Consider the following 26,468-nt stretch of genomic DNA (forward strand, 5'->3'; position numbering starts at 1 on the left):
TGCAAAATTGGAACGGTATAATTCACAATAGATACTGTATATATCAGCATCTTGCACATTCGATCCAACTTGCTCCTGAGTACAAGCTCTAGGGGAATAAAACATTTCGTTCTATATCCTGTTGACTTGAAAAGGTTTGTTTGGATTTGTGCAAATGATTATTTGTGAGCAGAACGGATTGAACTGTTGTTTTTACTATTGTGTTCTCTTATGCTCACTTTTTCGTTTCACTTACCACCAACGGTAGCCGTCTGCTGCGGTCAGACGATCTGCTGACTCTGGTCCATGCGAACCTGCGTTGTACGTATCCAGTGGCACGCTGCCCGCTTCGAATGCTTCCTGAATCGGTTGTACCCATTGCCATGCCAGCTCCACTTCGTTCCAGTGTGCAAAGAAGGTGGAATCTCCACGCATCGCATCAAAGATCAGATTCTCGTAAGCTTCAGGGATGTTACGTTTACCTGAGTTGAAGGTCATATGCATTGGTTCCACTTCACCATGGTTCAATGGATTCTTCGCATTTAATTGAAGGGAAATGCTTTCTCCCGGACCAATTTCAATCGTCAGCAGGTTAGGTTCCGTTGTATTTTCGGATTCATGACCGGTCTTCAGTGGTGCCTTGAACTCAACAACGATTCGGGTGGATTTCTCAGCCAGGCGTTTACCTGTACGGATATAAAATGGAACCTCGCTCCAGAATGGATCATCGATCCAAAGTCTTGCGGCAACATAGGTCTCGTTCTGAGATCCGGCTGGAATGCCAGGCTCGTCCAAATATCCAACAACCGAGGAACCTTGCAGCTCACCTGCTGCATATTGCGCACGAACAACTTCAGAAGCGATATTTTCTTTTGTCAACGGACGAAGTGCCTCAGCAATTTTTTGCTTTTTGAATTGAATTTCTTCCGGTGTGCAGCGTTTTGGCAAATGCAAACCAATCATCATCAGCAACTGAAGCATATGGTTTTGGAACATGTCACGAAGAGCTCCACTTTGGTCGTAATACGCGGCACGTTCTTCAACACCCACCGTCTCACTAGCCGTGATCTGTACATTGGCAATATAACGGTTAGACCACAACGCCTGAATCACCGGATTTGCATAGGTGAGCGTCTCAATATTTTGAACCATCGGTTTACCGAGGAAATGGTCAATGCGATAGATTTCTTCTTCCGCAAAGGTATTGCTCAGTTTTTCGTTCAAATCACGAGCTGATTGCAGGTCGTGTCCGAATGGTTTTTCGATAATCAGTTTCTTCCAGCCTTTGGTGTTACCCAGGCCACTTTCTTGAATGTTTAATGCGATTGGCTCAAAGAATTCCGGTGCCACCGACATGTAGAACATGCGGTTTTCGGGAATGTTAAGCTCTTGTTCACGCTGTTGAACCAGTTCCAACAGCTTGGTGTAATCTTCAAGCTTCGTATTATTTAAAGAACAATAACGGAAAGCTCCAATGAAATCACGAACTTGTGATTCTTCTTCCGGCGTCTGACGTGAGAATTCATGCAGTGACTTTTCAACATTTGCCTGGAAGTCCGTATCCGACAATTCACGTCGTCCCAATCCGATAACGGAGAAGGATTTCGGCATTTTCTGATCCATGTACAAGTTATATAATGCAGGGTAAATCTTGCGTTTGGCTAAATCGCCTGTTGCCCCGAACAGGACAAATGTCATTGCATCCATTGGAGTGCCTCCTGTGATCTGTGCAGTATAGTATATGATGTTGCAAAATGTTCAAATCCAAGCATGACAAAAGACGGAATAAGTGGGTGTGTTCCCCGCCTTGCCTCCGTTTATATAACAAGCCTGAATTCAACCATGGAACATTCCTTCTCTCCACAACCTGTGTTTAGGTTATAAATTGTAACCATTTGAATTAACGTTACCCATATTACACCTGTCGTCACAATTCGTCAATAATCGTGTCGAACCTGTGAACTCCAGTGTTTATAGGGTTTTTATTTGATGATAACGCTTTATGTGGTAACATTAAGAACAATTGGTATGTGACATTTTACACATATGGCCTGTGGACAAGTAGGTTACAATAAGTATACTAATGATATTACAAGCAATACTAAACCAAAGGAGTACAATCATGAGCGATGATGAGAATGCCAAGCAAATATGTACAAAAGTGGAACAATCTTATCAGATCATTGGCCGAAAATGGGTAGCCCTCATTATCCATGCGTTGATGGAGGAACCCAAACGCTTCAGTGAGATTCACGCTTATATCCCTGACTTGAGCAAACGTGTGTTAAATGAGCGAATGAAGGAATTGGAGGAAGAAGGACTTGTGGTTCGCCATGTGGTCACGGAACGTCCAGTTCGGACTGAATATATGTTGTCACGAAAAGGAACGGAACTGGGGAGAGCGCTAAGCGCCGTGGAACGTTGGGCTGATAAGTGGCTGTAACAGCTTGAGGAATCCTTAATGTTTATTTAGCTTGAAGGTTACCGATGTGCATCCCGGAGGTGAGTATCGCATTTAGCAACTGGCTAGTGCAATCCACAGCCGGGATTTATTTACTTCAAACGGTAAATACTAATTGTGTATATAGAGACGTAATAACGCTATTATTTTGCAAACTAAAATAATGCTTGCTGCACCGTTTAAATTGTTGCCTATAATACAACGGGCTCGTCCGGCAGATTTGCGAAATAATTGGATGAAATACATCCGTTCGGAAATCTGGCACGTCTGCCAATCTCCTCCACCGAAAATGTTGTTATATCAAGGCGTAAGTAGTCCTGCTTCAACCTTCGAGCTGTGACGTAATCCGTAATGCTACTACCTGTCTCTTGATGAAAAATGCGGGAAGCATACGATTTGGACAGGTGAACATCTGCCGCCATCTGATCCAATCTCATCTCATAATCCAAATGCTTTTCAATCCACCACATCATCTTCTCCAAGTGTCTAAAATGACGTGAATCCGCTACTGTTAGGGCGCTACATTTGCACCCTCTTTCTGTTGAACCAACACGCTCAAAAGCTGAAGCTAAACAGCACTGATTCTTCCCATTCTCCCCCAACACGACTCCGAGACTGATTGTAGCTCTCATACATCCAATCCACTTGATCCATATGGGAACTCAGGTCAAAAACTTGCTGCTGATTGCGCCCATTCCACAACCTCAAAAAAAAAGAACGCCGATGTGGGAACGCTTCTAGATAACGATCCATGACTATCGGCTCTACATAGAAGATATTTCGCTCATACGGGGTATTGGGATGAACTTCCGCATAGACATGATGCAATTGATAGGGTTGGAAAAAGAACAGCATGCCTTGGCGAATCGGATAGGTATGATTGTTAACGACTACTATGCCCTCACCTTGATGAACGTATAGAAATTCTCCACATTGATGCCAATGATAATATCCTTTGAAATGATCCACAGACTTGATTTGATAATCCCACGCTAACGTAGATCCTCCAAATTCCAACGCTCCAGCATCCCTGTTCACCCTCCCATATGATGACAACAGAACAACATTTCTTCATATCCTAACACAACTTTGTGCGAATAGAAAAAGATATACTGAGCACATGAGAAAGCGTTATCTTACTTTCTAGTTCTACACTCAGGAGGATGAATATGATTAAACCAGGATCGGCTGTTACAACCACATATTGGCAAGAAGTAATGCAGAGATTGGAACGAAAAGTAGGTGAAATGAAAGAACATATTGGAGATAAATGCCCTCATTTTGCAGGGAAAGACGGCAAGTATGATAACATCAATACAGACTGGTGGGCTTCCGGTTTCTGGCCTGGCATGTTATGGATTATGTATGATTTGACGGGAGAACAATCCTATCGGGATGCAGCATGGTCGTGGGATGAGACGCTGGAGCAATGGTTTGTTAAACCTACCGTGGAGCTTCATCATGATGTGGGCTTCCAGTTCCTCTCCACCGCTGTTATCAAACACAAGATCACAGGCGACGAGGATGCGCTCAGACGTGGTCTGGAGGCAGCCAATTTCCTCGCAGGTCGTTACAATCCGGCAGGGAAATTCATTCGAGCCTGGAATGAGGATAAATACAGTTGGGCTATCATTGACTGCATGTTGAATATCTCTCTGTTGTTCTGGGCTTCTGAGGTGACAGGTGACCCTCGGTACAGACACATTGCCATTAATCATGCCGAAACAACCATGCAATATGGTGTCCGGGAAGATGGATCAACCAAACATATCATCTCCTTTGATCCAGAAGATGGACGATATATTGAATGTTTTGGTGGTCAAGGATATGCCCCGGATTCATCATGGAGTCGAGGTACATCATGGGGTCTCTATGGATTCGCCAACACGTATCGGTATACCCAGGATGAACGATTCCTGAACACAGCGAAACGGATCGCACATTACTTTATTGCTGCGCTACCAGAGAATCATGTCCCCTATTGGGATTTCAGACTTCCGACGCTAGAAGGCCAGTCCCGCGACAGTTCCGCCGCAGCCATTGCTGCGTCCGGTCTTCTAGAGCTGGCCGCCGTCGTTCCCGAAGGCGAGAAACGCCTTTACGCAAGTGCCGCTGAACGTATCCTTCGTTCTTTAACCGAGAACTATGCCGTTTGGGATCAACCCAAGCATGAATCCATTCTGCTACACGCCACAGGTAGCGGCAATTCCTTCATCGATGTCTCTCTAATCTATGGAGATTATTATTATCTGGAAGCGGTTGCGAAGTTAAATGGTTGGAAGCACCGGGTGTATTGATTTTGGTGGTGATGTAGGTGTAGTCGACCTAAAACAAAAAAAGATGCCGATCTCACTGTGATGTGAGGCGGCATCTTTAGATTTCGATAATAATCGCTTATTACTCTCGATTAGAATTCACAGCAATAAATTTAGTCGAATTACCCGGAGTAGAAAAAACCAATATCACCTGATAGTTACTACATACAATAAATACAGATAATATTACTAAACAATTTCGCAGACCTCTAAATTCGATATGTACATCCTCTAATCAATTTGGTATATAGAATGACGTAAGGGAGTTACCAACCTTTATCGATGAAACGTTTAAAGTAACATCCTCAGAACGATATCGATTGATAGATTGGGCCATCCAATATCGCCTAGAAACCCCTTTTTTGAAAAAACCAGATTTCACATAATCTACTCTTGGCAAGTTTGTTATGCCATATTTTTTTACAGCTCCACTTGTAAAATTACTAGCTGCACCACTAGTTAAGCGATATCCAGTCGAGTTAGCTAAGGCAAGATTGCTAAGATTATTTCCATTAGGGGTAACTGTTACTTCCATAAAAACCATGTAGCGATCTTCATCAATGAATCTGTCAAAATCTTTATCGATAAACATTTTCCCATACATATTATTCACAGTGGACGAGGTAGGGGCGTCGGCTATGATCATTCGATGGACTATCATTTCTCCAAGATTGTTACGAAGTGAAAAAGGTTTCTCCGTTATCAAGTCAAAACTATTCAAATAGTCTGCGTTCTCATATTTACTGTAAACAAATGGCGTAGCAGAAGTCAGATTCGTTCCTGTTAGACCTACTTCCCGCATTTCATTCAGATCTCTATACGAAGTTGCCTTACTCACCTGCACCTGTTCGTAACGTGATAAAATAACTGCCGCCTCTGCACGTGTGGTTGTTTTACTTGGACCAAAGGTCCCATCTGGATATCCAGCCATCAATCCGGTTCCCAATACCACCGACACATAGGGATATGCCGCTTTCTTCAACCCACCCTTGTAATATTCTGCAACAGGCACTAGCGTATTCTCTGTATCCTTCAACGCTTGCCTGTAATCTTCATCCTGAGCTGCAAGTCCAGAGCTGAGCCACTTCGCCATTTCCTCTCGTGTCAATAATGTGCCTGGTTTAAACCCATTGGGGTAATCTGAAGCATTCAAAAAACCGAGGGATATCGCAAGGTTCACCTCTGTCTCACTCCAATGACCCGTCAAATCCTTAAATGCATTTGCTTGTTCTACCTCAGGCGTTCCTTTGGACACACGCGCCAGCAACGCTGCAAATTCCGCACGTGTCACCGTCGCCCCAGGCTTAAATGTACCGTCACTATATCCATTGAGATAACCTTTTGTCACGGCAGCATCTATGGAAGCTTTTGCCCAATGGTTTGCAGGCACGTCTTTAAATGAAGCAACCGTTGCCTCGCTCGTATTGTCAGTGAAAGGGAACATTCCGAATACCAACGCACCGCTTAATATGAGTTGTGTTACTTTTTTCAAATCTTTCACACTCCAATTTTAATTTCTTTTCTTTTCTTTGAATCCTTCATGCTATGTATTTTTTCTTTAGTCTGCCTTTTGCTGAAAATCTTTAATATCTTCTAATCTTATATTTTATACGATCCATCCTTGCGTACCATAATCACATCCCTTAACAAAATTACATTGAGTGAGTTAAGGTGAAATCTAGACTTTCATCATAAAGACAAACTGATTGTCTGTTAATTTTTCAGAAAAATTATTTTCATCCAAAAGTTCAACTGCCAAGTCTAAATCCCCTCCACGGATCACATCTCGATTTAGGAGCCTAAAAGCAAACTATACTGAATTTATTAAAGATTATATCTAATAAAGGAAGATCGCTAAAACCAGTAATTCTTAAATGAACTAAATTATTTAATTCCTCTTCATCAAAATCCATTTTTTTTAATTCTCTAAGTTCAATCTCAAGCAAACTTGATTGATTAAATACCTCAAACTTGCTAATCTCCCTACCTATAGAGTTATATTCATATAATCTAGTATAGTCTTTAATAATAATCCCTAATCTCTCCCTTGTTCCGCACCGGGAACTGTTCCTCGGGTATAAAATCAGCACCTGATCCTTCGCTATATTCATCTAGTTTTTTATAGTATTACCGTCAATATCTCACGAGTCTATACTAACTAGATTTTTCTGCCTAAATCTCTATCAGCTTCTATTTGTAGTTCTATCGTTTTAGGTCCCATATAATTCCGTGCAGTTCGTAGAATGGATCTATCATTACCGAGTATTTCCAATACCGTAATTGAAAAAATATTAATTAAATGAGCATCTTCATCATTAGATATTTCTTCAAAATATTTAAAAATACTTCCTAACAGCTCGATGTTTCTTTCCTCTCTTAATAGTTTAATTATTTCATGCATAAAGATGTCTTCAATAATGATAGTTTCTAGCACCTCACCGTAAGTCGCAATTGATTTTCTATAGGCAGCTTCAGTTGATGGTAAGAACTCTAACATTCTTCTAAAGAATTCTTCCGATTTTTTATTCATGACCACTAACTCCTCTATCTAAACAATTTTATTGCTTTCTTCAAATCACCTCTTAAAACATCAAGAGAAACAGACACGTACGATAAAATCAACTAATTTATTATTTTCGATACTTTTATACCGTCAAACTTATCACCCCATCCTCTATTTTCTTTAATAGAGTAAATCAAAAATGACTGAATATCTGGTAAAGGAAAATTATTTTGATTCATAAAAAAGATAATCTTCTGCAAGGAATTCAAACTACTTTCACCATATCCTTCAATCACAGAGTAAGCATGGCTAATACCTAATTCATAGATTTTTCGCAGTATAATAACAATCGTATTATCAATGTTCAAATATAATTTAGACAAATAAACAAATTCATCTTCACTCAGTCGTTCAAACTCATTCTCATCATATAAACTAAACTCCATCAAATTTTCAGGAATTAACTCGACAATAACATCAATCCAATCATCTAGATATTGTGTACTAGTAAATCCCCATAAGTACTCCAATCCCCCCCTCCAATCATTAGGGTTATATTTTAAGACCATAAGTATGTTCTCGAAACAACTAATTCCATAGGCTACTCTACCTCTAAACGAAACAAGCTTAATTTGCTCGATATCCACGATTATTGCCCCCTAGTCTATCTAGTCATTGTATCATCAATTAACTTTATTATATTGGATAAATACCTTTAAAGATGCTAGATAGCACAGCACAAACCTTTTCTAACTAAAGAAAGGTATTATTTCATAATGATCATGAAATAACACCTTATTCTTTAAAAATCCAACTTCCTCCCGAGTGTAATACTCGAATCCTCGAAGTTGTCCACCGTCGTCTTTTTTTCATAAAAGTGTACGGCATGTTGCATAATTCCTTCTCTTGTGTAAAACGCGTCTTCCGCCCCTAGTGGAAAAACAACCTTTTCTCCCGTACTCGCCGACTTATAGATACCCACAATCAGTTCAAGCGTATTCCGACCACTTTGGGCATCTACCAGAAGGGGTGATCCTGTCTCAATAACGTTTAACACATTCTCAACTTGCCCAGCGTGACCCACATGAGTAACATCCGGTAATTCGTCAGCGAGCTTCTGAATCTGGTGTTCCAACTCTCGATTCGGTTCCGGAAATCCGTTATTCCGCGTGGTAGAAGCAACCACTTTCCAAGGTGCAGATACCCGGGCTTCTTTGCCCTGAAAAATTAACTGTTGCTCCTCTCCGTGATGTACGACGGAACTGGTAATCATGCCAAGCGCCCCTTCCTGGAAGCGAAGCATTGCCATGGATATATCCTCAACTTCGGCATTATCATGTGCCGTATTTGCCATCATCGCCTGTAGTTCCACTGGAGGTCCCATCATCCAGAGCATGGCATCAATATGATGCACCGCATGATTAAGGGTACAGCCTCCGCCTTCTTTTTCCCATGTCCCGCGCCACCACAGATCATAATAATTGTGGCCCCGCCACCAGAACGAATCAACCTGCACATGTACAATCGGTCCCATCCGTTTACTGTCCAGCACACCTTTTAGCTTCATCATTGGTGTCGTAAACCGATTCTGTGCTACTACGGATAGCAACTTGCCACTTGCTTGCGCTGCTCTCAACATCAGATCCGCTTCCTCCAGGGAAGATGCCATCGGTTTTTCGACCAACACATGCGCACCTGCTTGCATGAAATCACAAGCAATGGGAGCATGCGTATATGGCGGCGTACAAACTGATACCAGATCAATGTTTTCGGCAAATAACTCTGTGTAATCCGTGACAGCTTGTGCACCTTCCAGACCATATTCATTAATTCGCTTCTGTGCTTTTTCCACGTAGATATCGACCACAGCAACAATCTGACATCGCTCAGGGAACGCCATATATGCTGAGATATGTGCTCCACTAATTGCACCTGCTCCGATAATAGCCACTTTTAACATCGTTGCATACCTCCCTTATTCCCTTCACAATACACAATAATAAAGCGCTTTTATGCGTTCATCTTGTGCTAAAATAAAACTATCTTGCGCATGATAAGGGAGGCATTCATGAAGTCCATCTTTCTGGGAGAACAATTTAATCTGGTCTGTCGTCGTGCATCCAACACTACGTTTCGCGAAGTGTTTCATGCTCATTCGCAGATGGAGATAACATATATCCATGAAGGATATGGGCAGTTGATAACCGAAGGTCAGGTTTTCTCCCTTGAACCTGGTATGCTCATGATTTTTCGACCTTTTCAATTGCATCACGTCCAGATTCAAGTATCCAGACAGCAGCCTTTCATTCGAAATGTACTCATGGTTGAGCTTGATATATTGAAGGCACTTTGGTCGCATTTTGTGGCGACTCACCACTTCATACAGGATCTGCTGGGAGAGCAATCCCCCATTCAGCCGATCCGACTTGCTGACACTTCCCCACTCGTTCAACGAATGGAGCAATATGCAGATACGTATCCAGGTCTGCTTCCCCACGAAGTAGAAGAGGATACACACCTCTTTTTATTGGATCTGTTCGCACAGCTTCGCTATCTGTGGCAAGATGGGCAACAGCGCCGCTCCCAGGATGTACTCTCGTCCAGTGCAAGCGTTCTTCCACCTCATGCCGAAACCATCATGCAATGGATTGAACAGCATTACCATGAGCCTTTTCGTTTGGAGGATATCGCAGATACACTTCATTTATCTCCCTATCATCTGTCTCATGTTTTCAAAAAAGCGACCGGAACCACAATCGTTGCTTATGCTCAAGCCACCCGCATTCGTCATGCCTGTGTGCTGCTCACCCGTTCCTCGCTCACCGTTCCCGAAATCGGTCACCGTGTTGGTATGACCAGCCCCTCCTACTTTTGCAAAGTATTCCGTACTGCCACAGGATCTACACCACATCAATATCGGCTGAAGGTGCAGGGGAGGAAGTAATGGATCACAACAACAAGAAAGAAGCGAAAGAATTCACTTCTCCGCTTCTTCTCGTACAAACCGATTTCACTTGCTTCACCGCACATCAAGCCCCAACTTCTCCAAATACGGAATAAGTCGCTCTCTTAATTGCCTCAAATCATCCTTCTGTTCCACTGACAAGCGCTCATCATGAATGCTTCCATCCTTATCTACCACCATCACTTCATAAGCCTTCATTTGTTCATACACAGATTTGAACTCGGTAAACTCCTCTTTAGTTAACATCTCCTCCGCCCGCGCCAACTGCTCCGTCCAGAATTGTTGCTCATTCATAGGATCCTTTTGTGAAGCAGTACTCACAGCTTCCAGCTTCTCGAAAAACGGTTCCAGCTCGGCTACAAGAAGGTTATATCGTTCCTGCTCCACTGTACTCCACTGCTCTGGATGCATATTGCCCTGAGAATCGGCATACTTCACGGCCATTTGCCCTAATTGCTTCAGCAAGTCCATATATTGAACAAATTCTTCTTCGCTGAAATGGGCCTTGGCCGTCTGCAACTTTGCTTCCAACCTCATATAATCATCAGCTGTTCCCCCCATAGCTTTGATATTCTCCTGTGAACCATATATTCCGTCTGCGAGATAGGTGTATCCTGCGTAGGCTCCGGTGGGAATAATGAGCACAACAGCTAATAGTCCAGTGACCAGCCATTTTTTTCGATTTCTTCCGATGTGTGAATCATTTCGAATACCATCCATCATTTTATTTTTAATCCTCGTAGGAACGGACCAGTCTTTGGTCTCTTCCTGGTAGGCTGTTCGCAACTGTTCATCGAGTTTCATGCAGATCCTCCACCTTTCCCCGCAACCTTGGATTCATCTTTTCTTTCTGTCTTAACTTCGCCAGCGCCGCATGTATACGCGATTTTACGGTTCCAAGCGGAATCTCCAATATGCCAGCAATCTCCTCTTGCGTGTATTCATTCAAATAATGAAGTGTAACCACCTGCTGCAGCTTGTACGGCAAACGGTGCACCTGTTCCAGCAGAGGACGATTTGCCAGTTTGTTGACCAGATCAGTGGAAAAATCATATTCTAGTCCAACGTCAGATTTTTCGATCCGCTTGCTAAACCGAAACTGCATCAATCTTTTGCGTCGATAACTCTGAACCTGTCGCATCGTCACCCCCATCAACCAGGGACGAAAAGCACGCTCCGCATCATATCGCGCCAATGATCGATACGCCTGAATGTAAATCTCCTGTACCACATCCTCCGCGTCAGACTTGTCCTTGATGAGAAATCGCACAGTTTGATATATCCTCGTCACTGTTTTCTCATATAATTCTCCATAAGCTTCTTCATGCCCCGCCCGTATTAACGTTACAAGTTCTATGTACTCATCTTGCTCACTCATTATCCATCCCCCTCCTCCTTACACTATATATTGGCATGCCAGCATCATATCGTTCGATTTATTTATTGAATGAGTAGGTATGGCTGAATCTGATACAAAAAGGTCCTCTGGTGTTTATCATGATATAATATACCTAATTTTGATATAATTGGAGGTTCTGCATCCAGAATTTACTTCGAGGCCTACGCCACGGTATACAGACTTATTGGGATATTGGTTATCTTATCGTCTCTTTTTCTTTCGAAAGCGGAAATAAGGGAGTAACTTAGCAGGGGTGGTCACTACTGTAATGAAACTTTTCAGCAAATTGTACTCAGAATATCTCCTGATTCCACGACCTCTACGTTTGTTGTTTTTATGGGGATGGATTGTTTTGTTTATTGTTGCTGGTACCAAATTCAGATGGTTCTACTTCCTACAATAAGCTGATTCAAAGAAGTCTGATCCCCTGGGACATCAAAAAAGAGCTGAGTCGTCATTATGACGTCTCGGCTCTTCTTTGATCATCCTCTTCCTTACAGATAAAGATATAGGTAATCAACTCGAGCTAGCTTATACGTTCCTTTTTGAGGCAAACTTTATTTGATATTCAGAAATTCATATCACTTGATCACCGCTTCTGAATAGTTCTACCTGTTCAAGTCTTGCCAGTACGTTGGCAAGGCTTTTTTCTCTTAAACATAAGTTGTTTGGCTTTGCTTATGTATTCTTTAGATTTTCTTCAGATTTATGCTCATTAATTCCTTAGTTTTTTTAATTAAGATTGCTATATCAACAAGAGAGGAGGCAAAACAATGATCAGTAATACGATCTTAGAGCTACTTCATCAGTATGGTTATCTGATTTTTTATTTTGCCTTCTCATTAGGGCCTTTCGGTATTCCAATCCCAAATGAAATCACGATTATCAGCGGTGCCATTTTGAGTCATACAGGAGTTATCAATTCATGGATCACATACTTCTGTATTTTATCAGGACTATTAACAGCCATTACCTTTGCTTATTTTGCAGGGAAGTTATTTGGACCCAAGATAAAACACAGATTCCAACATCATAGACACTTCGTTAAGGCTGAACTCATTCTGAATAAAAGTGGCAATTGGGCGATGTGCATCGGTTTGTTCATTCCAATCGTGCGATATATTCTCCCTTTAGTGATGGGACTCAGTGGCGTGCAGTATAGAAAATTTGCTCTTATCTCCTATTCCAGTGCTTTGTTATGGACCATAACGTATTTTACAGCGGGAATTTACTTCGGTGGCCCCATTCTATCTACGCTTCATTTATTACATTTCTAACTGGTTTGGATAACATACCATCACATTATGGAGGAACCCTATGAATTCCAATGAACCTGTTTTATTTTTGAAAAGCTTTCTGCAAAGCCCTAAACATGTCGGCAGTATCATACCCAGTTCCCGGTTTCTCGCCAGCAAAATGGTGAAGCAAGCCTCTTGGCTAGAGGCAAAAACAGTCGCCGAGCTTGGATCGGGTACAGGTCCGATCACTCGTTATATTCATCAACAAGTACAGGATTCCACCAAAGTCCTATTGTTTGAGATGAACGAAACGATGAGGAACACTCTTAAGACGACATACCCGGAGTTCTCCTGTTATCCAGACGCCGCTCGATTGGTAGAATCTATGAATCAAGAGGGCATTCAGCAACTGGATTACATTTTTAGCGGATTGCCGTTTTTCAACTTTGAACCTGAATTAAGAAATACGTTGGTAGACCAGATCCATAAGGCACTCAAACCTGGAGGATTATTCATCGCCTTTCAATATTCACTTCAAATGAAAAAAACATTATCCGAACACTTTATCATCGAAAAAATAGAATTCGTGCCTTTGAATATACCTTCTGCGTTCGTTTATGTCTGTCGCAAAAAGGAAACAATTTAAACATTCCGGACGATCGTTTACACTGATGTTATCCTAATTTTTAAGGAGTGTTGAATTATGAATACCGTTCTTGTTGTTGATGATGAACCCGATATCCGGGATGTCATTCATGTCTATTTACGTAACGAAGGATATCAAGTCATTGAAGCAGCCAATGGTGAGGAAGCACTAAATATTATCAAAACAACATCGGTCCAACTCGTAATACTGGATGTTATGATGCCCATCATGGACGGAATCAAAGCCTGCTTCAAAATAAGAGAAGTATCAGCCACTCCGATTATAATGCTATCCGCCAAGGAAGAAGACATTGATAAAATCACTGGCCTGACTACCGGGGCTGATGATTACATGGTCAAACCGTTTAATCCATTAGAGTTACTTGCTCGCGTTAAAGCTCAGTTACGACGTCAAACACTGATCGGAAAACCAGAATCCAACTCACTTATTTTAATTAAGGACCTTATCATTGATACAAATAAACATTCCGTGAAGCTCAAAGAAAAGGACATTTCGCTTACACCACTGGAGTTTTCCATTCTGGTGCTGCTTGCCAGCCATCCTGGACAAGTATTTAGCTCCGAGAAAATTTACGAAACCGTATGGAAAGAACCTTACGGGTATTCAGATAATACGGTGATGGTTCATATTCGTAACCTGCGAGAGAAATTGGAAGTAAATCCGCGGGAACCTCATTACATTAAAACGGTATGGGGAGTGGGATATAAAATTGATTAAACGATTACCACAGTTTAAAAAAAAGATACAGATTAACATCCTATATCAAATGTTGATCAGTTTATTGATTTCGTTTGTTGGCTCTGTGGGTGTCAATAATATGTTGATCATCGCTGCCGCAAAAATTAGTGAAAGATTTAATTGGCCTTCGCTCCTCTACATTTTTCCTTATGTTCTAACACCAATCTTCATCGTAATTTTCACGTTAATTTTTTTGTTTTCCACACGAAAAATTGTGAGAGATCTCATTACATTAGAGCAAGGGCTTCAAATCATATCTGAAGGAAATCTGAATTATAGGGTGCCCGTTAATCGACAAGATGAACTTGGACGCGTTGCTTCCAACATCAATCATATGACAGAACAGTTAAAGCAACAGATTGCTAAAGAACGTGAATTGGAGCAATCCAAGATGGACATGATCACTGGTATCTCACATGACCTGCGTACACCGCTTACCAGCATAATTGGCTATATTGAGCTTCTCAAATCAGAATCATTTCAAGACAAAGCAGAGTATGATCGTTTCATCCAAAATACCTATAACAAAGCAACGCATTTGAAGAAGTTACTCGATGATTTATTTGAATATACGCGTCTTAACGAAGTGAACACCCAATTGGATTTGAAAAATATTGACCTCTGTCAGCTATTGGACCAATTGTTGTTTGAATTCGAACCTTTAGCTCAGGAGCATGGGATTCGTATTGAACAAACACTCGGTAATGCTCCAATCATGGTTTCCCTGGATAGTGATAAGATCGCTCGAGCCATCGACAATCTCCTCATGAATGCACTGAAGTATTCCTTTAAACCGGGCACGATTCATGTTCGAATGAGTGTGCAGCATAATCACGTTACCATTGAAGTAGAGAATAAAGGCATACCACTAACGATAGAACAAAAAAATAGACTGTTTGATCGCTTTTATAAGGTGGATTATTCGAGGAATAGCGAAGGTATTCAATCAGGATCTGGTCTGGGACTTTCTATTGCGAGAAACATTGCAGATTTACATCAGGGGACTTTAACACTAAAACATACGCGTAACGTATTTATATTCCAACTAAGCTTGCCTTCTAACATCCAGTGAAACATCAATAGCATTGATAATGGAGGATACCGCGATGAAAACATTCGAACCACTTCTTTTTCTGCAAGGATTTCTGAGGAACCCCAAACGAGTAGGCAGTGTCCTCCCCAGCTCCAAATATTTGGCTAAGAAAATTGTCCAGTCTGTACGATGGGATGAGGTAAGAACCATTGCTGAGCTGGGGCCAGGAACAGGGGCCGTCACACATCTCATGAGAGCACATTTACCGAAATCTGCAACCGTGTTTTTATTTGAAAGAGACCCCAAAATGAGAAGTAATCTGAAGAAAACATATCCTGAATTCATGTTCCATTCCAATGCATCCTATCTATTAAAAAGGATCAATCAAGAATATATCCATCAGTTGGATAGCATCATTTGCGGACTGCCCTTTTTTAATTTTTCCAGAGAAATGAGACAAAACATCCTGTCACAGATCCATACAGCGCTCCGACCTGGAGGCACGTTAGTTTTATACCAGTACTCCCTTCATATGAGGAAACAATTAGCTGAGTTATTTGAGATGGAGAAAATTCAATTTGTGCCTTTCAGCTTCCCTCCTGTTTTTGTGTATGTTTGTCGTAAAAGACAAGATGAAGGACAACGTGTATCGATCGACTTGAGGAGGACTTGATTTATCCTCTTTATATGTTTAATGTCCTGTCTTGTCCTGTGAGGATCTAATTATGCGAGTCATCATCTTACGCGGCAACAACCGCGGCATAAACGCGATGAATCGGTTCCGAGCTCCAGGCATAATTAACGTCTTGCCACGTAAGAAGCCTCGATACCCTTCTTCGGCCACCTGTCCAGCTTCCATAATCGGACCCTGCAACATCTTCGAGACACCCATACCCGAACGATCAACAAATCCGGTAGATGTCAGGCCTGGGCACAGTGCTGTCACCGTAACCCCAGTTCCGCTTACTTCATTCTCCAAAGCCTCAGTGAACGATAGCACGTATGCCTTTGTTGCATAATATACCGACATCATCGGTCCAGGGAAAAAACCTACCAACGAGGCCACATTCATCACACCGCCGTGCCCACGTTGGATCATATCCGGCAAGAATAGCTTTGTCATGACGGTTAAAGCCTTGATATTCACGTCAATCATATTAACTTCTTGTTCCATATCCGTTTCCATAAACGTCCCGAACAGACCGAAACCTGCATTGTTGACAAGATAGTCAACAACAATGCCCTTTTCCTTCAGCTCATGATAAATCTCCTGTGGTACCCCAGGTGCTGCTACATCTTTGGCAATAACCGTCGCCTGAATGCCATACTTTTTCCGATACTCCTGAGCTAGATCCTGTATTTTACCCTCGCTTCGTGCTACCAGCACAATATGATGTCCACCTTTGGCAAACCGATTTGCTAACTCTTTACCGATCCCACCCGATACCCCTGTGATTAGAACTGTCTTTCTCATATCGTGACCTGCCTCTCTTTTCTATAAAATATGTTTCATCTGGAACATCAATTAGAATGAACATTCTATAATAGTAACAAATAGACTACCTTAGTATGAGATCCATGGATAGCATCGCTATACGAAGCAGTTTTTCCTTGGTCATCGAAGTCTTGGCCATCCCCCTTAACCCAATGCTTACGTTATGCAGATATTCCGCCAATACCTCGGCGTTGTACTCCGTTGTGAATTCACCTTCTTGCTGTCCCCACACCATAATGTCCTTGATTAGTTTCTCCGTATTTGCAAACATCTCCGTCGATCGGTGGTTCATGTCTTTATCACGTGCCGCCAATTCTACCGTCGAATTAACAATGAAGCAGCCTGATGCTGGAGATTCCTCTCCATGAATTAAAGAAAGAAATATAAACTGAAGTGCTTCCGTTGCCGTTTTAGAACGCTTTACGCCTGCTGCAAGAGCGGAGCTGATTTTGTGATCATACAGATCTACTGACTTTAGAAACAAGGTATGTTTATCACCAAATGTGTCATACAAGCTTTTACGATGAATTCCCATATGATTAACCAGATCCGTCATAGACGTCTTCTCGTAACCTTGTTCCCAAAAAAGTCTCATCGCTTTATCCAGTACAACAGACTCTTCAAACTCTTTGCTTCTCGCCATTGGCTTCCCTCCTGTTCAGAAAACGAATATTGAATAGCATAAGGATGATCTTAACGAGCCTTTAAAAGGTAACAATGACTTTGCCCTGAGAGTGACCCGTGGATACTTTGATCAATGCCTTTTCAATGTCATCAAACGTATACGTAGAATCGATCGAAGGTTTAATGTCTTCTTTTTCTATAAAAGCTGTAATCTCTTGCAATTGAACTCCACTGGAATGCACAAATAAAAAACGATATTCATTTTGATTCTTACGCGCTAAAGAATCCAGGCGTGCACCTACGAGACCAAACAATGCTCTTTTCCACAACGGGAATTGACTGTCCACTGCAAAGCGATAATTGGGTCCTGCCTTCAAAGAAACTAATTTGCCATGTGGTTTCAAAATGCTCAGTTCAGCTTTGATCTCATCCGCACCCAAGGTGTCGATCACATAATCGATATCGGACAGAATGTCAGCATACTGCTCAGTCTTATAATCAATGAATTGATCTGCTCCAATGGATAAACTACGTGCTCTGCCCCTCTCACTGCCACTTGTAATAACCGTTAATCCCATGGACTTGGCAATTGGGATAGCCATCGCACCGAATCCCCCGGTTCCGCCAGGAATAAACAACTTTTTATTCGGTTCCGCTCGGAGCACATCATGCAATGCTTGATACGCGGTCAAGGCAGTCAGGGGTACAGCAGCAGCTTCGATAAAAGACAGATTTTCAGGCATAATGGATAAAGCATCCTCATGTACAGCCGCATATTCAGCAAAAGCACCAATTTTATTTAGTGGCAACCTCGTATAAACCGAGTCCCCCACTTTAAAATTCAAAACATCATCACCGACAGCTTCAATGACACCCGATAATTCATTCCCTAAAGTTAAAGGTAACGTATAGTCGGCAATCATCCGAACACTGCCATTCATATTCAAGATATCCAGCGGATTTACACCCGCAGCTTTCACTTTGACAAGAACCTCATGGCTCTGGATCTGAGGTGTCGCAATATCATTAATTTCCACCTGGATTTTTTTAGAGTATTTCTGTATTTGAGCTGCTCTCATCATTTATCCTCTTCCTTTGCTTATAGACTACATAAGTTGAACTAAAGATTATTTACACTGATACTACGATGACAGAACACCCCTCCAATCGCTGTTATCCCCAGTTTTTTTTGATCCCCTTTCTAAAGGAAAAATCCGGTGATAAAGGCGAGGTGTATGCTTCCGAAGTAGCTTTCTTTCAGAAAGCTTTTAGCTTCGCTTTTTCAGGTTCTTTCTGTCCTCTCCGTTAATGTGTAAATGATTAGTTCAACTTATGTAGTAACATGGCGCGCAATGTTCAGTTGTACGCCATGCTCCATGCTTTGTGCTAGTGTAGCCCCTCTTGCGACTTTAATTCTTCCAACGTAGGGTAATCCGTGTAGCCCTTACTTCCCATACCAAAGAATGTTGTCGGATCTGCTTCATTGAGTGGCGCACCTTGTTGAAGTCGTTCCACCAAATCTGGATTAGCCAAGGACCATACACCTACAGGTACCACATCAGCGAGACCACGATCTAAATCGACACTAAGATCATCCAACGTTCTTCCAGCCCGATTGACCAACAGTGGATTTTGCCAGATCGAACGAATGTCTTGGAGTAAGTTCTCATCTCCAAGATGCATAACATGAAGGTAAGCCAAATCCAATTGAGCCAATTCTTTTACTAGATAGCGATAGAGTTGCGGACCTTGTTCACCATCTTGAATTCCACCCAGCGGTGTCCCTGGTGAGATACGGAAGCCTGTTCGTTCTGCGCCTATTTCCTCCACGATGGCTTTCGTTACTTCAATCGCAAAACGAACACGATTTTCAATAGATCCGCCATACTCATCTGTGCGTGTATTTGAATTTTCTCCTAAAAATTGATTGATCAAATAGCCATTGGCTCCATGAATTTCGACGCCATCTGCCCCCGCTTTGATCGCTGCGGCAGCTGCTTTTCGGAAATCGGAGATGGTCGTTTGAATATCCTCCTGACTCAATTCCCGGGGAACAGGGATATCCTGCATCCCTGTAGCCGTAAACATTTCTACACCCGGTGCGATTGCAGATGGAGCAACCGGTTGACGATGATGCGGGGTATTATCCGGATGTGACATGCGACCCGCATGCATTAATTGGATATATACATATCCGCCAGCTTCATGCACCGCATCCGTTACCTTTTTCCAACCTTTAATATGCTTATCGGTGTAGATGCCCGGTGACCATAAGTAACCCTGTCCATCATCAGAAGGCTGTGTTCCTTCTGTAATCAGGAGTCCCATGGTCGCACGCTGAGCATAATAAAGTGCCGCCAACTCTCCAGGTGTACCATCTTCTTGTGCTCTACTGCGTGTCATAGGTGCCATCGCTAGTCGATGAGACAATTCCATGTTACCAATCTTCGTTTTACTCCATATCTTTTCCATTTGGATGTACTCCTCTTCTTATTTGAGATTTTGTAGATGTATCCTCTAGATTCTGCTGTATTAATTCAATTCTGAAATGACCGGGTAGATTGCGCCTGTCAGCTGAAAATCATAGTTCTGGTCTACAATGCCTACAACCACTTCGTGGTGATCATACAGATCGATCATGAAGCCTGCCATTTCTTTAGCAGTGTGGTACTTAGACATGTTTGCTTTGTAATCAAATCCTTCAGCATCTATTGATTTTTGTACAAATTCTGTTTCCGTGATCGCTGGTGCAAGCACCTTCGCTTTCAGTTTTGCACCTTTCAGTTCCAGTTCTTTGGCAAGACCTTCTGTGAAGGCACTAACGTAGTATTTCGATGCAGAATAAGCAACACTGCCTACAGCAATGGCATATCCGAGTGCGGATGAGACGTTAATCAATTGAGTGCCAACCACATTCGCATAATCTCGCACATACAGTGTAGATAGAATGGTCAAAGATTCGATGTTAACACGCAGCATGGTCTCCACTTTATCCAAATTCTGTTCAGCAATGAACGAGCCTTCTCCAAGCCCTGCATTATTGATCCAAGTCTCAATTTCATATTCCTTCAAATCGTTATATAGCGTGTACGCCTCTGCGCTAACAGACAGGTCGCTTGTATGAACGATAACATTTACTTTAGGGTCGATATCCTGAATAGTCGATTTAAGTTCTTCAAGCTTATCCAATCTTCTAGCTACCAAAATCAAGTTTTTACCCCGTGCTGCAAATGCCAATGCTGTTTCATATCCAATTCCTGAACTTGCTCCTGTGATTACTGTGTATTTCATCATATTCTCTCCCTTATATTCTTTAGATTAGTGTAATTTTAGTTTTAAGAACGATCGTTCTTAAATGTGTAAAAAAAAGTAGTTAGATCTAACTTGCTGTTAGCATATCATTTCTAGAACGAACAGTAAAGAATTATTTTATATGTAAAACACATGCTTGGAACTTACTTAAATGAGAAGAGAAACGCTATATAAACCATTTTATATCATAAATTAAGAATTCCTATATCGTTTCACTCCTTCAATTTAAGCAGAACTAACTTTTCTTTCATTGGTTAATCTAATGTCAGGCCAATGGCCACAAGTATAACCATCAACCTTTCCTAGCTACGCTAATCTGAATTCGACATCATCCATGCCAGAAATTCTCCAAACGAATCGGATACCTTTTCAACCTCTTCAAATTCAGGCTCACATCCACGGACAATAGCTCCACTGTCGGTTGTTAAGTCAATGGCATAGAAGGAATATCCATCTTCCACAGACATTACGATCGGCAAGTGATGATCCCACCAAGCCGTTATCTCTGACTGCCAAATAGAATCACCCTCTGCTGCCTCCAAACTAAGCATTTCAAATTCATTCCATTGGAATGCGGTCTCCGTGCTATTGTTGAACTCAGCCTCACAAATAAACCAGGTTTTTTCATCCGGTGCAACGCATTTTTCAACTACATTTAGAAATTCTAAATATTCATCTGGAAGTCCTTTATATCTTGAAGTAACGTTGCTGTTTACATGTGACTGCGAACCGGGTTTACTCATTATGTCCCAGCCCTTTTCCCCGGCCCAAGTCATAAATTCCCTAAGGTGAGTTTTTCCTTTTCCATTATTCATTTCCAATTTATACACCTGCCCATCAGCTTTAGAAATAGAAACTATATCACCTATTCGGGATTTGAATGTAAAATCCCTGCCGTGCTGCTTTAAGAGGAGAGAAAAAGACTGGAACAATGGTTGAGACAATCATCAACCAGGCTCCAGTCTTTGGTGGTTTGGGGACAGTTAATTTTAAATTGGATGTGAGTAATCATCAATTGAGAATAAAATCACGTGAAATAACGTGTTTCTATATCATACCCGGATTTCACTACACAGTTGATATCCCGATCCATCTGGCAAATTGACATCCAACAAAATCAGATCGATCGACTCTGCCTGCAGTGCCTGCCTGGCTTCTTCAAAACTACCTGCCACAACGACCTCATATCCTTCACTGGACAATGTATATTGAATACCGAAACCAGATTTTCATCATCTTCTATGAGTAATCAGCGATTCATCGTACACCTCAGCCCTTGTCACATTTACATAAAATGGAATTGTAGTTTTTTAGATCACTCCAGCGTTAGTATACACCATTCTAACTTCTTCTCTAAATTTGCGTTTTGAACCCAATAAACAACACCTTTAGGCAAAGTAATTACGATTCCAATTTCATTTTTTGTATACTTACATCTATTTATTTTAGTATTCTACAAATTAAAAACAAACAGAATTAAGAACATAAGTGGAGGAACAGCTAATGCCGGCAACAGATTTAACGTCTTAAACTTTTTGATTCCTAAAATGCTCAATCCAGAACACAATATCAGGATCCCCCCAATGATTGATATCTCATTCATAAGATCTGTATTCAAAGAATTCTCTATTAAAGTGGCAATTAAATAAATGGAGCCCTGCCAGCAAAATAATACAAGAGCTGAAAATGCTATACCTATCCCAAATGTGGAAGCTAAAACAATAGAAGTGATAAAATCTAACATTCCATTAGCAAATAAGTATGTCATATTACCATTTAGAGCAGCTTCAACCGGACCGAGTATCGATAAGGAACCTATACAAAATAATAAAATAGCAGTAGATAATCCCTCCGCTAAATTCCCTTTCGAAAATCTGCTAACAATTTTGGAAAACTTCAATTCCAAGTTAAACCTCTGACCAATTAATGCACCTAAAGCCAGACTAACAATAAACAAAACCGGATATATACTAGAAGGCATATGTTGTACGATCGAATTAATTCCAAGCGCTATCGCAGCTAATCCCATTGAGTTCATCAAGATTTCTTGGTATTCGTTTTTTATCCCCTTTTTAAAAACACTCCCAATACAACTACCTAAAATAATCATTAGTACATTAAAGACGGTTCCAAACATTATTTTTCTCTCCTTTAATAATCAGCTTATAAAAAAAATAAACCCTCTAGTTACTAGAGGGTCAAGTAATTTTGTTAGCGACTAAAAGGTAATAATATTTCTGTAACGTATTTTTCCACACTATTAGTGATTCCGTAATCAATTAATGTCACTTCGATAGAATCATCTAAAATATTATAATGATGTTCCCGACTATAAAGAAGTAGCTTTTCATAAAATAAAAAAGCATTGGCATGAGTTCCTCTAAAACGCACTCTTAAATATTCCCGAGAAGGAATGGTCACCGCCTTAGGGATTATGTCGCCTTCCTCTAAAATCATAAAAATACTGTTATATCTGTCAAATTTATTTGATTGAATGTCTTGTAAAGCAACCGATATACCAATTTTACCTAAAAATATGCTTCCTTCAATGTTAAAGTTTTTTCTCAATTCAGCAATTGGATATTCAATATCTTCACCAGGTCTATATTCATGAATTAAATGGGCAACTCTTAGTTTGGGAAGCTTCACTTCTACAATCGTGCCTAGTGGTTTGTTTATTGCATCATCTATCTGATCCAATCGTCGCTTAATTTTTTTATCTACTAACTCGAGTTCTCTAATTTTATTAGCAACTTCTATTTGTTGCTTTTTTAACATTTCAATTAGCCGATCCGTATCACGGTAATCGAAAAACTCTAAAAGCTCGTTTATCGGCAAACCGAGAGCTCTTAAATATTTTATAGTACTTAATCTTTCAAAATGTTGAGTTGAATAATACCGATAATTATTTTTTTCATCCACATATTCCGGTTTCAAGAGACCAATGTCATCATAATATCTAAGTGTGGAAATTTTAACTTGAAATAATTTTGATAAGTCACCTATCGTGAATAATTCCTTCATATATAAACCTCCTTTTGAAATCTCTTATTGAAAAGTGAAAAAAGCTATAATTCACAATTTACCTTTCTTGGAGATTAGGATTTGAGATAGTAGCTATTAGCTTAAAACAAGTCAATATAATCGGTCTGATATCATCCATTATTTTTTAAAGCGAAAGTTTCGGAATCAAAATAAACGCCTACTCAGGCGTTTATAAAAAAAACTCGGTGTGCTTAGGCTCTGTCTGTGAAAAAATATTAATCAAGTTGATTAGGATATCTTTATTCCTTGTCCTCCCGATTCATACATATCTTACTGGATTTAGCCAAAGGATTGTATCGTCGGAACTATCGCAATTTTATCCGCCATTACCACTTGAGAATAAATTACCTTAGCTAGTCTTGTAGATCAATATAGATTTGTTCTTTAGCACAAACTCTTCTTAAGCATCGTAATCAATCCAACGGCATACTTGATGACTAGTATTTAAATGCCTGGATATGAATCTCCTTAATTCCATGTCGTTACCCCTTTCTCAGCTATCTAGCTGTATACTTGTCATTTGTTTACTACTTTATTGTGTAATCTCAACCAACAAATCTATCCACCACTTATTATAACTGTAACAGTTAAACTAGATAGATCAATGAATGACTTGAAAATCAATATAATAAAAAGAAGGAGTGCTAAACGCAGTCCTTCTTTTCTTATTATCATTTACTTGTTCGACGAGAACTCCGTCAATAGATAATGGAGCACGCCAAACCCTCAAAAAAGAATTAAATTTGAATGAATGTGCAATTTCTTCTTAGCTTTATACGATTCCCATAATATCATATTTCATTAATACACTAAATCATTCTTTAGCTTCTGGTGAAGTTATTAGTAGCAATTGATTTGAGTTTGGATTATCCAAATTGACTTGAACCTGATCATAATTGAATGAATTTGTAACTACAATCATTACAGTTGGATCGTAGCCTGCATCTACAACTTGTTTCAGATCAAACTCTACCAATCTGTCCCCAATTTTAATCTGATCATTTTCCTTCACCACGGGTTTAAAATGCTGTCCTTTTAGTTTCACTGTATTTATACCAATATGAATCAAAAGTTCAATTCCAGAATCCGAAACAATACCGATCGCATGCCCTGTTTTGTATACACTACTTATCTTACCATTGACAGGTGCGCTCACTACTCCATTTGATGGTATTATTGCTGCTCCCTTTCCCATTGCTTCAGAAGCAAATACTTCATCGTTTACACTAGTTAAAGAAACTACCTGACCTTCCACGGGCACCAATACCTCATTCGGAAGAGCTTTTACAGTGGGCATGATCTCACTTTTATTAGATACCCCGAAAAGGTATGTTAGGATAACAGCGCCAAAGAAAGCAATAATTAATCCAATTATCTCTCCTAGAAAACCATTTCCCAAATAGGTTGGAATCGCTAACAAACTTGGAAATGTGAACGTGGATGCATGAACTTCGAAAGAACCAATCACTGCTCCACCAATACCGGCAGCTATCATGGCACAGTAGAATGGGCGTTTTAATTTCAAAGTTACACCGTAGATTGCCGGTTCTGTGATCCCAAAAATAGCTGTGAGGGCAGCAGAGCCCGATAAACCTTTTAGCTTTTTATCTTTGGTTTTCAAGAACACACCGAGTGCTGCTCCAGCTTGAGAAAGTACTGCTGCACAGACAATAGGTAACCATTGGTCGTATCCTTGGTTAGCGACGTTGTTAATCATAAGCGTAATAAGTGCCCAATGTACTCCAAAGATTACGATCGATTGGTGGAAAGCACCTAATACTAACCCAGCCAACAGTGGAGAAAAACCATAAACTGCAAGCAATATCCACGCAAATACATCGCTAATTTGTGTTCCTACGGGGCCAATAAGGGCCAAGGTTAATGGTAACATCATTACTAACGAAGCCAGTGGAGTCAACATATTACGAATTGACTCCGGGAAAATTTTATTCAAGAATGGTTCCAGGTAGGAAAGGCCCCAGATAGACAACAAAATGGGAAATACGGAAGCTGTGTAAGTAATCGGTACAAGAGGTATACCAAAGAAATCAAGTGTTTGTGATTTTGTAACTACTTCTACCAAGGAGGGGTGAATCAGTGCCCCAGCTAAGGAAACAGCTACGAATTGATTCACTCTTAACTTTTTGGCCGCTGTAAAGGCCAAGAATATAGGTAAGAAATAAAAAATTGCATCACTTGCTGCATTCCATACTTTATATGCGCCACTTTCACTAGACAACCAGTTTAGTGTTATCACCAAAGCTAAGATTCCTTTCAGAATCCCTGCACCCGCTAATGCTCCAAGGAACGGAGTAAATACAGCAGAAACGAAATCCATCAATTGGCTTATTGGATTGAATTTTTTACCCCCCTCCTCTGAAGCGCTTTCAGAGTTAGAAGAAATATGTGTATCCATTCCTGGCAACGAAGTAAGTTCTTCAAAGACTTGAGCCACAGAGTTACCAACAACAACCTGATATTGCCCTGCACTATTTACAACAGTGATGACTCCATCTGTTTCTTCAATTTTTTTCGTATCTGCAGCATTGACATCCTTAAGTTTAAAACGTAGTCTTGTGGCACAATGCCAAACAGCATTCACATTTTCTTTACCGCCTACGCCCTCAAGGATTTCTTTTGCCGACTTTTGATGACTCATTGTTTTCCCCCCAGTTCAACTTTCCGGATCATCTT

Annotated in this window: 28 protein-coding genes; 8 read left to right on the plus strand and 20 right to left on the minus strand. The window is 40.8% G+C overall.

Annotation, left to right across the window (positions count from 1 at the left end; translation table 11 throughout):
* Positions 1-231: 231 nt before the first annotated feature.
* Positions 232-1,686 (minus strand): glucose-6-phosphate dehydrogenase, encoded by a 1,455-nt coding sequence (gene zwf, locus MKY01_RS26630; protein ID WP_127548158.1) that lies wholly within the window; start codon positions 1,684-1,686, stop codon positions 232-234.
* A gap of 415 nt (positions 1,687-2,101) precedes the next feature.
* Between zwf and MKY01_RS26635 the strand changes: the two genes are divergently transcribed.
* Positions 2,102-2,422, plus strand: a complete 321-nt coding sequence (locus tag MKY01_RS26635; RefSeq protein ID WP_036605715.1) for a helix-turn-helix domain-containing protein — start codon at positions 2,102-2,104, stop codon at positions 2,420-2,422.
* 209 nt (positions 2,423-2,631) lie between these two features.
* On the opposite strand, the gene MKY01_RS26640 is transcribed toward MKY01_RS26635, so the two are convergent.
* Both MKY01_RS26640 and MKY01_RS26645 read right to left on the minus strand, forming a co-directional pair.
* The gene (locus tag MKY01_RS26640) at positions 2,632-2,913 is read right to left on the minus strand and encodes an AraC family transcriptional regulator (protein ID WP_339284234.1); all 282 of its coding nucleotides are present in this window, start codon (positions 2,911-2,913) and stop codon (positions 2,632-2,634) included.
* 82 nt (positions 2,914-2,995) lie between these two features.
* Entirely contained in the window at positions 2,996-3,457 is a 462-nt protein-coding gene (locus MKY01_RS26645) for an AraC family ligand binding domain-containing protein (RefSeq protein WP_339284235.1), read from the minus strand.
* 152 nt (positions 3,458-3,609) lie between these two features.
* Between MKY01_RS26645 and MKY01_RS26650 the strand changes: the two genes are divergently transcribed.
* Positions 3,610-4,737, plus strand: coding sequence for a glycoside hydrolase family 88 protein (locus tag MKY01_RS26650; RefSeq protein ID WP_339284237.1), 1,128 nt, complete (start codon positions 3,610-3,612; stop codon positions 4,735-4,737).
* Positions 4,738-4,990: 253 nt separating this feature from the next.
* Here MKY01_RS26650 and MKY01_RS26655 read toward each other — a convergent pair whose 3' ends face one another.
* The 5 genes from MKY01_RS26655 to MKY01_RS26675 form a co-directional block, all read right to left on the minus strand.
* A complete protein-coding gene (locus MKY01_RS26655; RefSeq protein WP_339284239.1) occupies positions 4,991-6,247 on the minus strand; it encodes an S-layer homology domain-containing protein in 1,257 nt (418 codons plus the stop codon).
* 307 nt (positions 6,248-6,554) lie between these two features.
* Positions 6,555-6,845: a hypothetical protein gene (locus tag MKY01_RS26660; protein WP_339284241.1), complete on the minus strand. Its 291-nt coding sequence runs from the start codon at positions 6,843-6,845 to the stop codon at positions 6,555-6,557.
* Between the two features lie 68 nt (positions 6,846-6,913).
* Positions 6,914-7,285, minus strand: a complete 372-nt coding sequence (locus MKY01_RS26665) for a resolvase (RefSeq protein WP_339284242.1) — start codon at positions 7,283-7,285, stop codon at positions 6,914-6,916.
* A gap of 92 nt (positions 7,286-7,377) precedes the next feature.
* Complete coding sequence (locus MKY01_RS26670) at positions 7,378-7,905, minus strand: hypothetical protein (RefSeq protein ID WP_339284244.1); 528 nt, start codon at positions 7,903-7,905, stop codon at positions 7,378-7,380.
* Between the two features lie 155 nt (positions 7,906-8,060).
* The gene (locus MKY01_RS26675; protein ID WP_339284246.1) at positions 8,061-9,218 is read right to left on the minus strand and encodes a Gfo/Idh/MocA family oxidoreductase; all 1,158 of its coding nucleotides are present in this window, start codon (positions 9,216-9,218) and stop codon (positions 8,061-8,063) included.
* 108 nt (positions 9,219-9,326) lie between these two features.
* Here MKY01_RS26675 and MKY01_RS26680 point away from each other — a divergent pair, with 108 nt between their 5' ends.
* Entirely contained in the window at positions 9,327-10,202 is an 876-nt protein-coding gene (locus MKY01_RS26680) for an AraC family transcriptional regulator (RefSeq protein ID WP_339284248.1), read from the plus strand.
* A 75-nt stretch (positions 10,203-10,277) separates the two neighbouring features.
* Here the strand turns inward: MKY01_RS26680 and MKY01_RS26685 are convergent, their stop codons facing one another.
* Positions 10,278-11,027 carry a DUF3600 domain-containing protein gene (locus MKY01_RS26685; protein WP_339284250.1) on the minus strand — a complete coding sequence of 250 codons (750 nt, stop codon included), beginning with the start codon at positions 11,025-11,027 and terminating at the stop codon, positions 10,278-10,280.
* Entirely contained in the window at positions 11,014-11,601 is a 588-nt protein-coding gene (locus MKY01_RS26690) for a sigma-70 family RNA polymerase sigma factor (RefSeq protein ID WP_339284252.1), read from the minus strand. The genes MKY01_RS26685 and MKY01_RS26690 overlap by 14 nt, the downstream gene beginning before the upstream one ends.
* Positions 11,602-12,395: 794 nt before the next feature.
* Between MKY01_RS26690 and MKY01_RS26695 the strand changes: the two genes are divergently transcribed.
* Genes MKY01_RS26695 through MKY01_RS26715 form a run of 5 tightly spaced genes read left to right on the plus strand, consistent with a single transcriptional unit; the run spans position 12,396 to position 15,971 of the window.
* On the plus strand, positions 12,396-12,899 hold the full coding sequence (locus MKY01_RS26695) for a DedA family protein (protein WP_127548144.1): 504 nt from the start codon (positions 12,396-12,398) through the stop codon (positions 12,897-12,899).
* Between the two features lie 40 nt (positions 12,900-12,939).
* Positions 12,940-13,506, plus strand: coding sequence for a methyltransferase domain-containing protein (locus MKY01_RS26700; protein ID WP_127548142.1), 567 nt, complete (start codon positions 12,940-12,942; stop codon positions 13,504-13,506).
* Between the two features lie 57 nt (positions 13,507-13,563).
* Positions 13,564-14,244: a response regulator transcription factor gene (locus MKY01_RS26705; protein ID WP_339284256.1), complete on the plus strand. Its 681-nt coding sequence runs from the start codon at positions 13,564-13,566 to the stop codon at positions 14,242-14,244.
* A 49-nt stretch (positions 14,245-14,293) separates the two neighbouring features.
* Positions 14,294-15,337: a HAMP domain-containing sensor histidine kinase gene (locus tag MKY01_RS26710; protein WP_127548189.1), complete on the plus strand. Its 1,044-nt coding sequence runs from the start codon at positions 14,294-14,296 to the stop codon at positions 15,335-15,337.
* Between the two features lie 34 nt (positions 15,338-15,371).
* Positions 15,372-15,971 carry a methyltransferase domain-containing protein gene (locus MKY01_RS26715; RefSeq protein ID WP_076320415.1) on the plus strand — a complete coding sequence of 200 codons (600 nt, stop codon included), beginning with the start codon at positions 15,372-15,374 and terminating at the stop codon, positions 15,969-15,971.
* An 18-nt stretch (positions 15,972-15,989) separates the two neighbouring features.
* Here the strand turns inward: MKY01_RS26715 and MKY01_RS26720 are convergent, their stop codons facing one another.
* From MKY01_RS26720 to MKY01_RS26765, 10 genes are all read right to left on the minus strand, one after another.
* Positions 15,990-16,772 (minus strand): SDR family oxidoreductase, encoded by a 783-nt coding sequence (locus MKY01_RS26720; RefSeq protein WP_339284258.1) that lies wholly within the window; start codon positions 16,770-16,772, stop codon positions 15,990-15,992.
* An 85-nt stretch (positions 16,773-16,857) separates the two neighbouring features.
* The gene (locus tag MKY01_RS26725; RefSeq protein WP_100529793.1) at positions 16,858-17,436 is read right to left on the minus strand and encodes a TetR/AcrR family transcriptional regulator; all 579 of its coding nucleotides are present in this window, start codon (positions 17,434-17,436) and stop codon (positions 16,858-16,860) included.
* Positions 17,437-17,497: 61 nt separating this feature from the next.
* Positions 17,498-18,496 carry an NADP-dependent oxidoreductase gene (locus MKY01_RS26730; RefSeq protein ID WP_339287273.1) on the minus strand — a complete coding sequence of 333 codons (999 nt, stop codon included), beginning with the start codon at positions 18,494-18,496 and terminating at the stop codon, positions 17,498-17,500.
* A 307-nt stretch (positions 18,497-18,803) separates the two neighbouring features.
* A complete protein-coding gene (locus tag MKY01_RS26735) occupies positions 18,804-19,889 on the minus strand; it encodes an alkene reductase (RefSeq protein ID WP_282320243.1) in 1,086 nt (361 codons plus the stop codon).
* A gap of 60 nt (positions 19,890-19,949) precedes the next feature.
* Complete coding sequence (locus tag MKY01_RS26740; protein ID WP_282322275.1) at positions 19,950-20,708, minus strand: SDR family NAD(P)-dependent oxidoreductase; 759 nt, start codon at positions 20,706-20,708, stop codon at positions 19,950-19,952.
* A 332-nt stretch (positions 20,709-21,040) separates the two neighbouring features.
* On the minus strand, positions 21,041-21,673 hold the full coding sequence (locus tag MKY01_RS26745; RefSeq protein ID WP_282320242.1) for an SMI1/KNR4 family protein: 633 nt from the start codon (positions 21,671-21,673) through the stop codon (positions 21,041-21,043).
* A gap of 108 nt (positions 21,674-21,781) precedes the next feature.
* Positions 21,782-21,904 (minus strand): response regulator, encoded by a 123-nt coding sequence (locus MKY01_RS26750; RefSeq protein WP_339284260.1) that lies wholly within the window; start codon positions 21,902-21,904, stop codon positions 21,782-21,784.
* A 278-nt stretch (positions 21,905-22,182) separates the two neighbouring features.
* Positions 22,183-22,866, minus strand: a complete 684-nt coding sequence (locus tag MKY01_RS26755) for a DUF554 domain-containing protein (protein ID WP_339284262.1) — start codon at positions 22,864-22,866, stop codon at positions 22,183-22,185.
* Positions 22,867-22,940: 74 nt separating this feature from the next.
* Entirely contained in the window at positions 22,941-23,753 is an 813-nt protein-coding gene (locus tag MKY01_RS26760; protein ID WP_076328942.1) for a MerR family transcriptional regulator, read from the minus strand.
* A gap of 835 nt (positions 23,754-24,588) precedes the next feature.
* Positions 24,589-26,433, minus strand: a complete 1,845-nt coding sequence (locus MKY01_RS26765) for a beta-glucoside-specific PTS transporter subunit IIABC (protein WP_282320238.1) — start codon at positions 26,431-26,433, stop codon at positions 24,589-24,591.
* Positions 26,434-26,468 lie beyond the last annotated feature (35 nt).

It is taken from the genome of Paenibacillus sp. FSL R5-0486 (genome assembly GCF_037975155.1).
In the GTDB taxonomy this organism is placed as follows: Bacteria; Bacillota; Bacilli; order Paenibacillales; family Paenibacillaceae; genus Paenibacillus; species Paenibacillus amylolyticus.

Excerpts from the sequence above, each read along its gene's own strand:
- zwf (WP_127548158.1), bottom strand. The coding sequence starts at position 1,686 with ATGGATGCAATGACATTTGTCCTGTTCGGGGCAACAGGCGATTTAGCC.
- MKY01_RS26635 (WP_036605715.1), top strand. The coding sequence starts at position 2,102 with ATGAGCGATGATGAGAATGCCAAGCAAATATGTACAAAAGTGGAACAA.
- MKY01_RS26640 (WP_339284234.1), bottom strand. The coding sequence starts at position 2,913 with ATGATGTGGTGGATTGAAAAGCATTTGGATTATGAGATGAGATTGGAT.
- MKY01_RS26650 (WP_339284237.1), top strand. The coding sequence starts at position 3,610 with ATGATTAAACCAGGATCGGCTGTTACAACCACATATTGGCAAGAAGTA.
- MKY01_RS26665 (WP_339284242.1), bottom strand. The coding sequence starts at position 7,285 with ATGAATAAAAAATCGGAAGAATTCTTTAGAAGAATGTTAGAGTTCTTA.
- MKY01_RS26675 (WP_339284246.1), bottom strand. The coding sequence starts at position 9,218 with ATGTTAAAAGTGGCTATTATCGGAGCAGGTGCAATTAGTGGAGCACAT.
- MKY01_RS26680 (WP_339284248.1), top strand. The coding sequence starts at position 9,327 with ATGAAGTCCATCTTTCTGGGAGAACAATTTAATCTGGTCTGTCGTCGT.
- MKY01_RS26685 (WP_339284250.1), bottom strand. The coding sequence starts at position 11,027 with ATGAAACTCGATGAACAGTTGCGAACAGCCTACCAGGAAGAGACCAAA.
- MKY01_RS26690 (WP_339284252.1), bottom strand. The coding sequence starts at position 11,601 with ATGAGTGAGCAAGATGAGTACATAGAACTTGTAACGTTAATACGGGCG.
- MKY01_RS26695 (WP_127548144.1), top strand. The coding sequence starts at position 12,396 with ATGATCAGTAATACGATCTTAGAGCTACTTCATCAGTATGGTTATCTG.
- MKY01_RS26700 (WP_127548142.1), top strand. The coding sequence starts at position 12,940 with ATGAATTCCAATGAACCTGTTTTATTTTTGAAAAGCTTTCTGCAAAGC.
- MKY01_RS26705 (WP_339284256.1), top strand. The coding sequence starts at position 13,564 with ATGAATACCGTTCTTGTTGTTGATGATGAACCCGATATCCGGGATGTC.
- MKY01_RS26710 (WP_127548189.1), top strand. The coding sequence starts at position 14,294 with ATGTTGATCAGTTTATTGATTTCGTTTGTTGGCTCTGTGGGTGTCAAT.
- MKY01_RS26715 (WP_076320415.1), top strand. The coding sequence starts at position 15,372 with ATGAAAACATTCGAACCACTTCTTTTTCTGCAAGGATTTCTGAGGAAC.
- MKY01_RS26720 (WP_339284258.1), bottom strand. The coding sequence starts at position 16,772 with ATGAGAAAGACAGTTCTAATCACAGGGGTATCGGGTGGGATCGGTAAA.
- MKY01_RS26725 (WP_100529793.1), bottom strand. The coding sequence starts at position 17,436 with ATGGCGAGAAGCAAAGAGTTTGAAGAGTCTGTTGTACTGGATAAAGCG.
- MKY01_RS26730 (WP_339287273.1), bottom strand. The coding sequence starts at position 18,496 with ATGAGAGCAGCTCAAATACAGAAATACTCTAAAAAAATCCAGGTGGAA.
- MKY01_RS26735 (WP_282320243.1), bottom strand. The coding sequence starts at position 19,889 with ATGGAAAAGATATGGAGTAAAACGAAGATTGGTAACATGGAATTGTCT.
- MKY01_RS26740 (WP_282322275.1), bottom strand. The coding sequence starts at position 20,708 with ATGAAATACACAGTAATCACAGGAGCAAGTTCAGGAATTGGATATGAA.
- MKY01_RS26755 (WP_339284262.1), bottom strand. The coding sequence starts at position 22,866 with ATGTTTGGAACCGTCTTTAATGTACTAATGATTATTTTAGGTAGTTGT.
- MKY01_RS26760 (WP_076328942.1), bottom strand. The coding sequence starts at position 23,753 with ATGAAGGAATTATTCACGATAGGTGACTTATCAAAATTATTTCAAGTT.
- MKY01_RS26765 (WP_282320238.1), bottom strand. The coding sequence starts at position 26,433 with ATGAGTCATCAAAAGTCGGCAAAAGAAATCCTTGAGGGCGTAGGCGGT.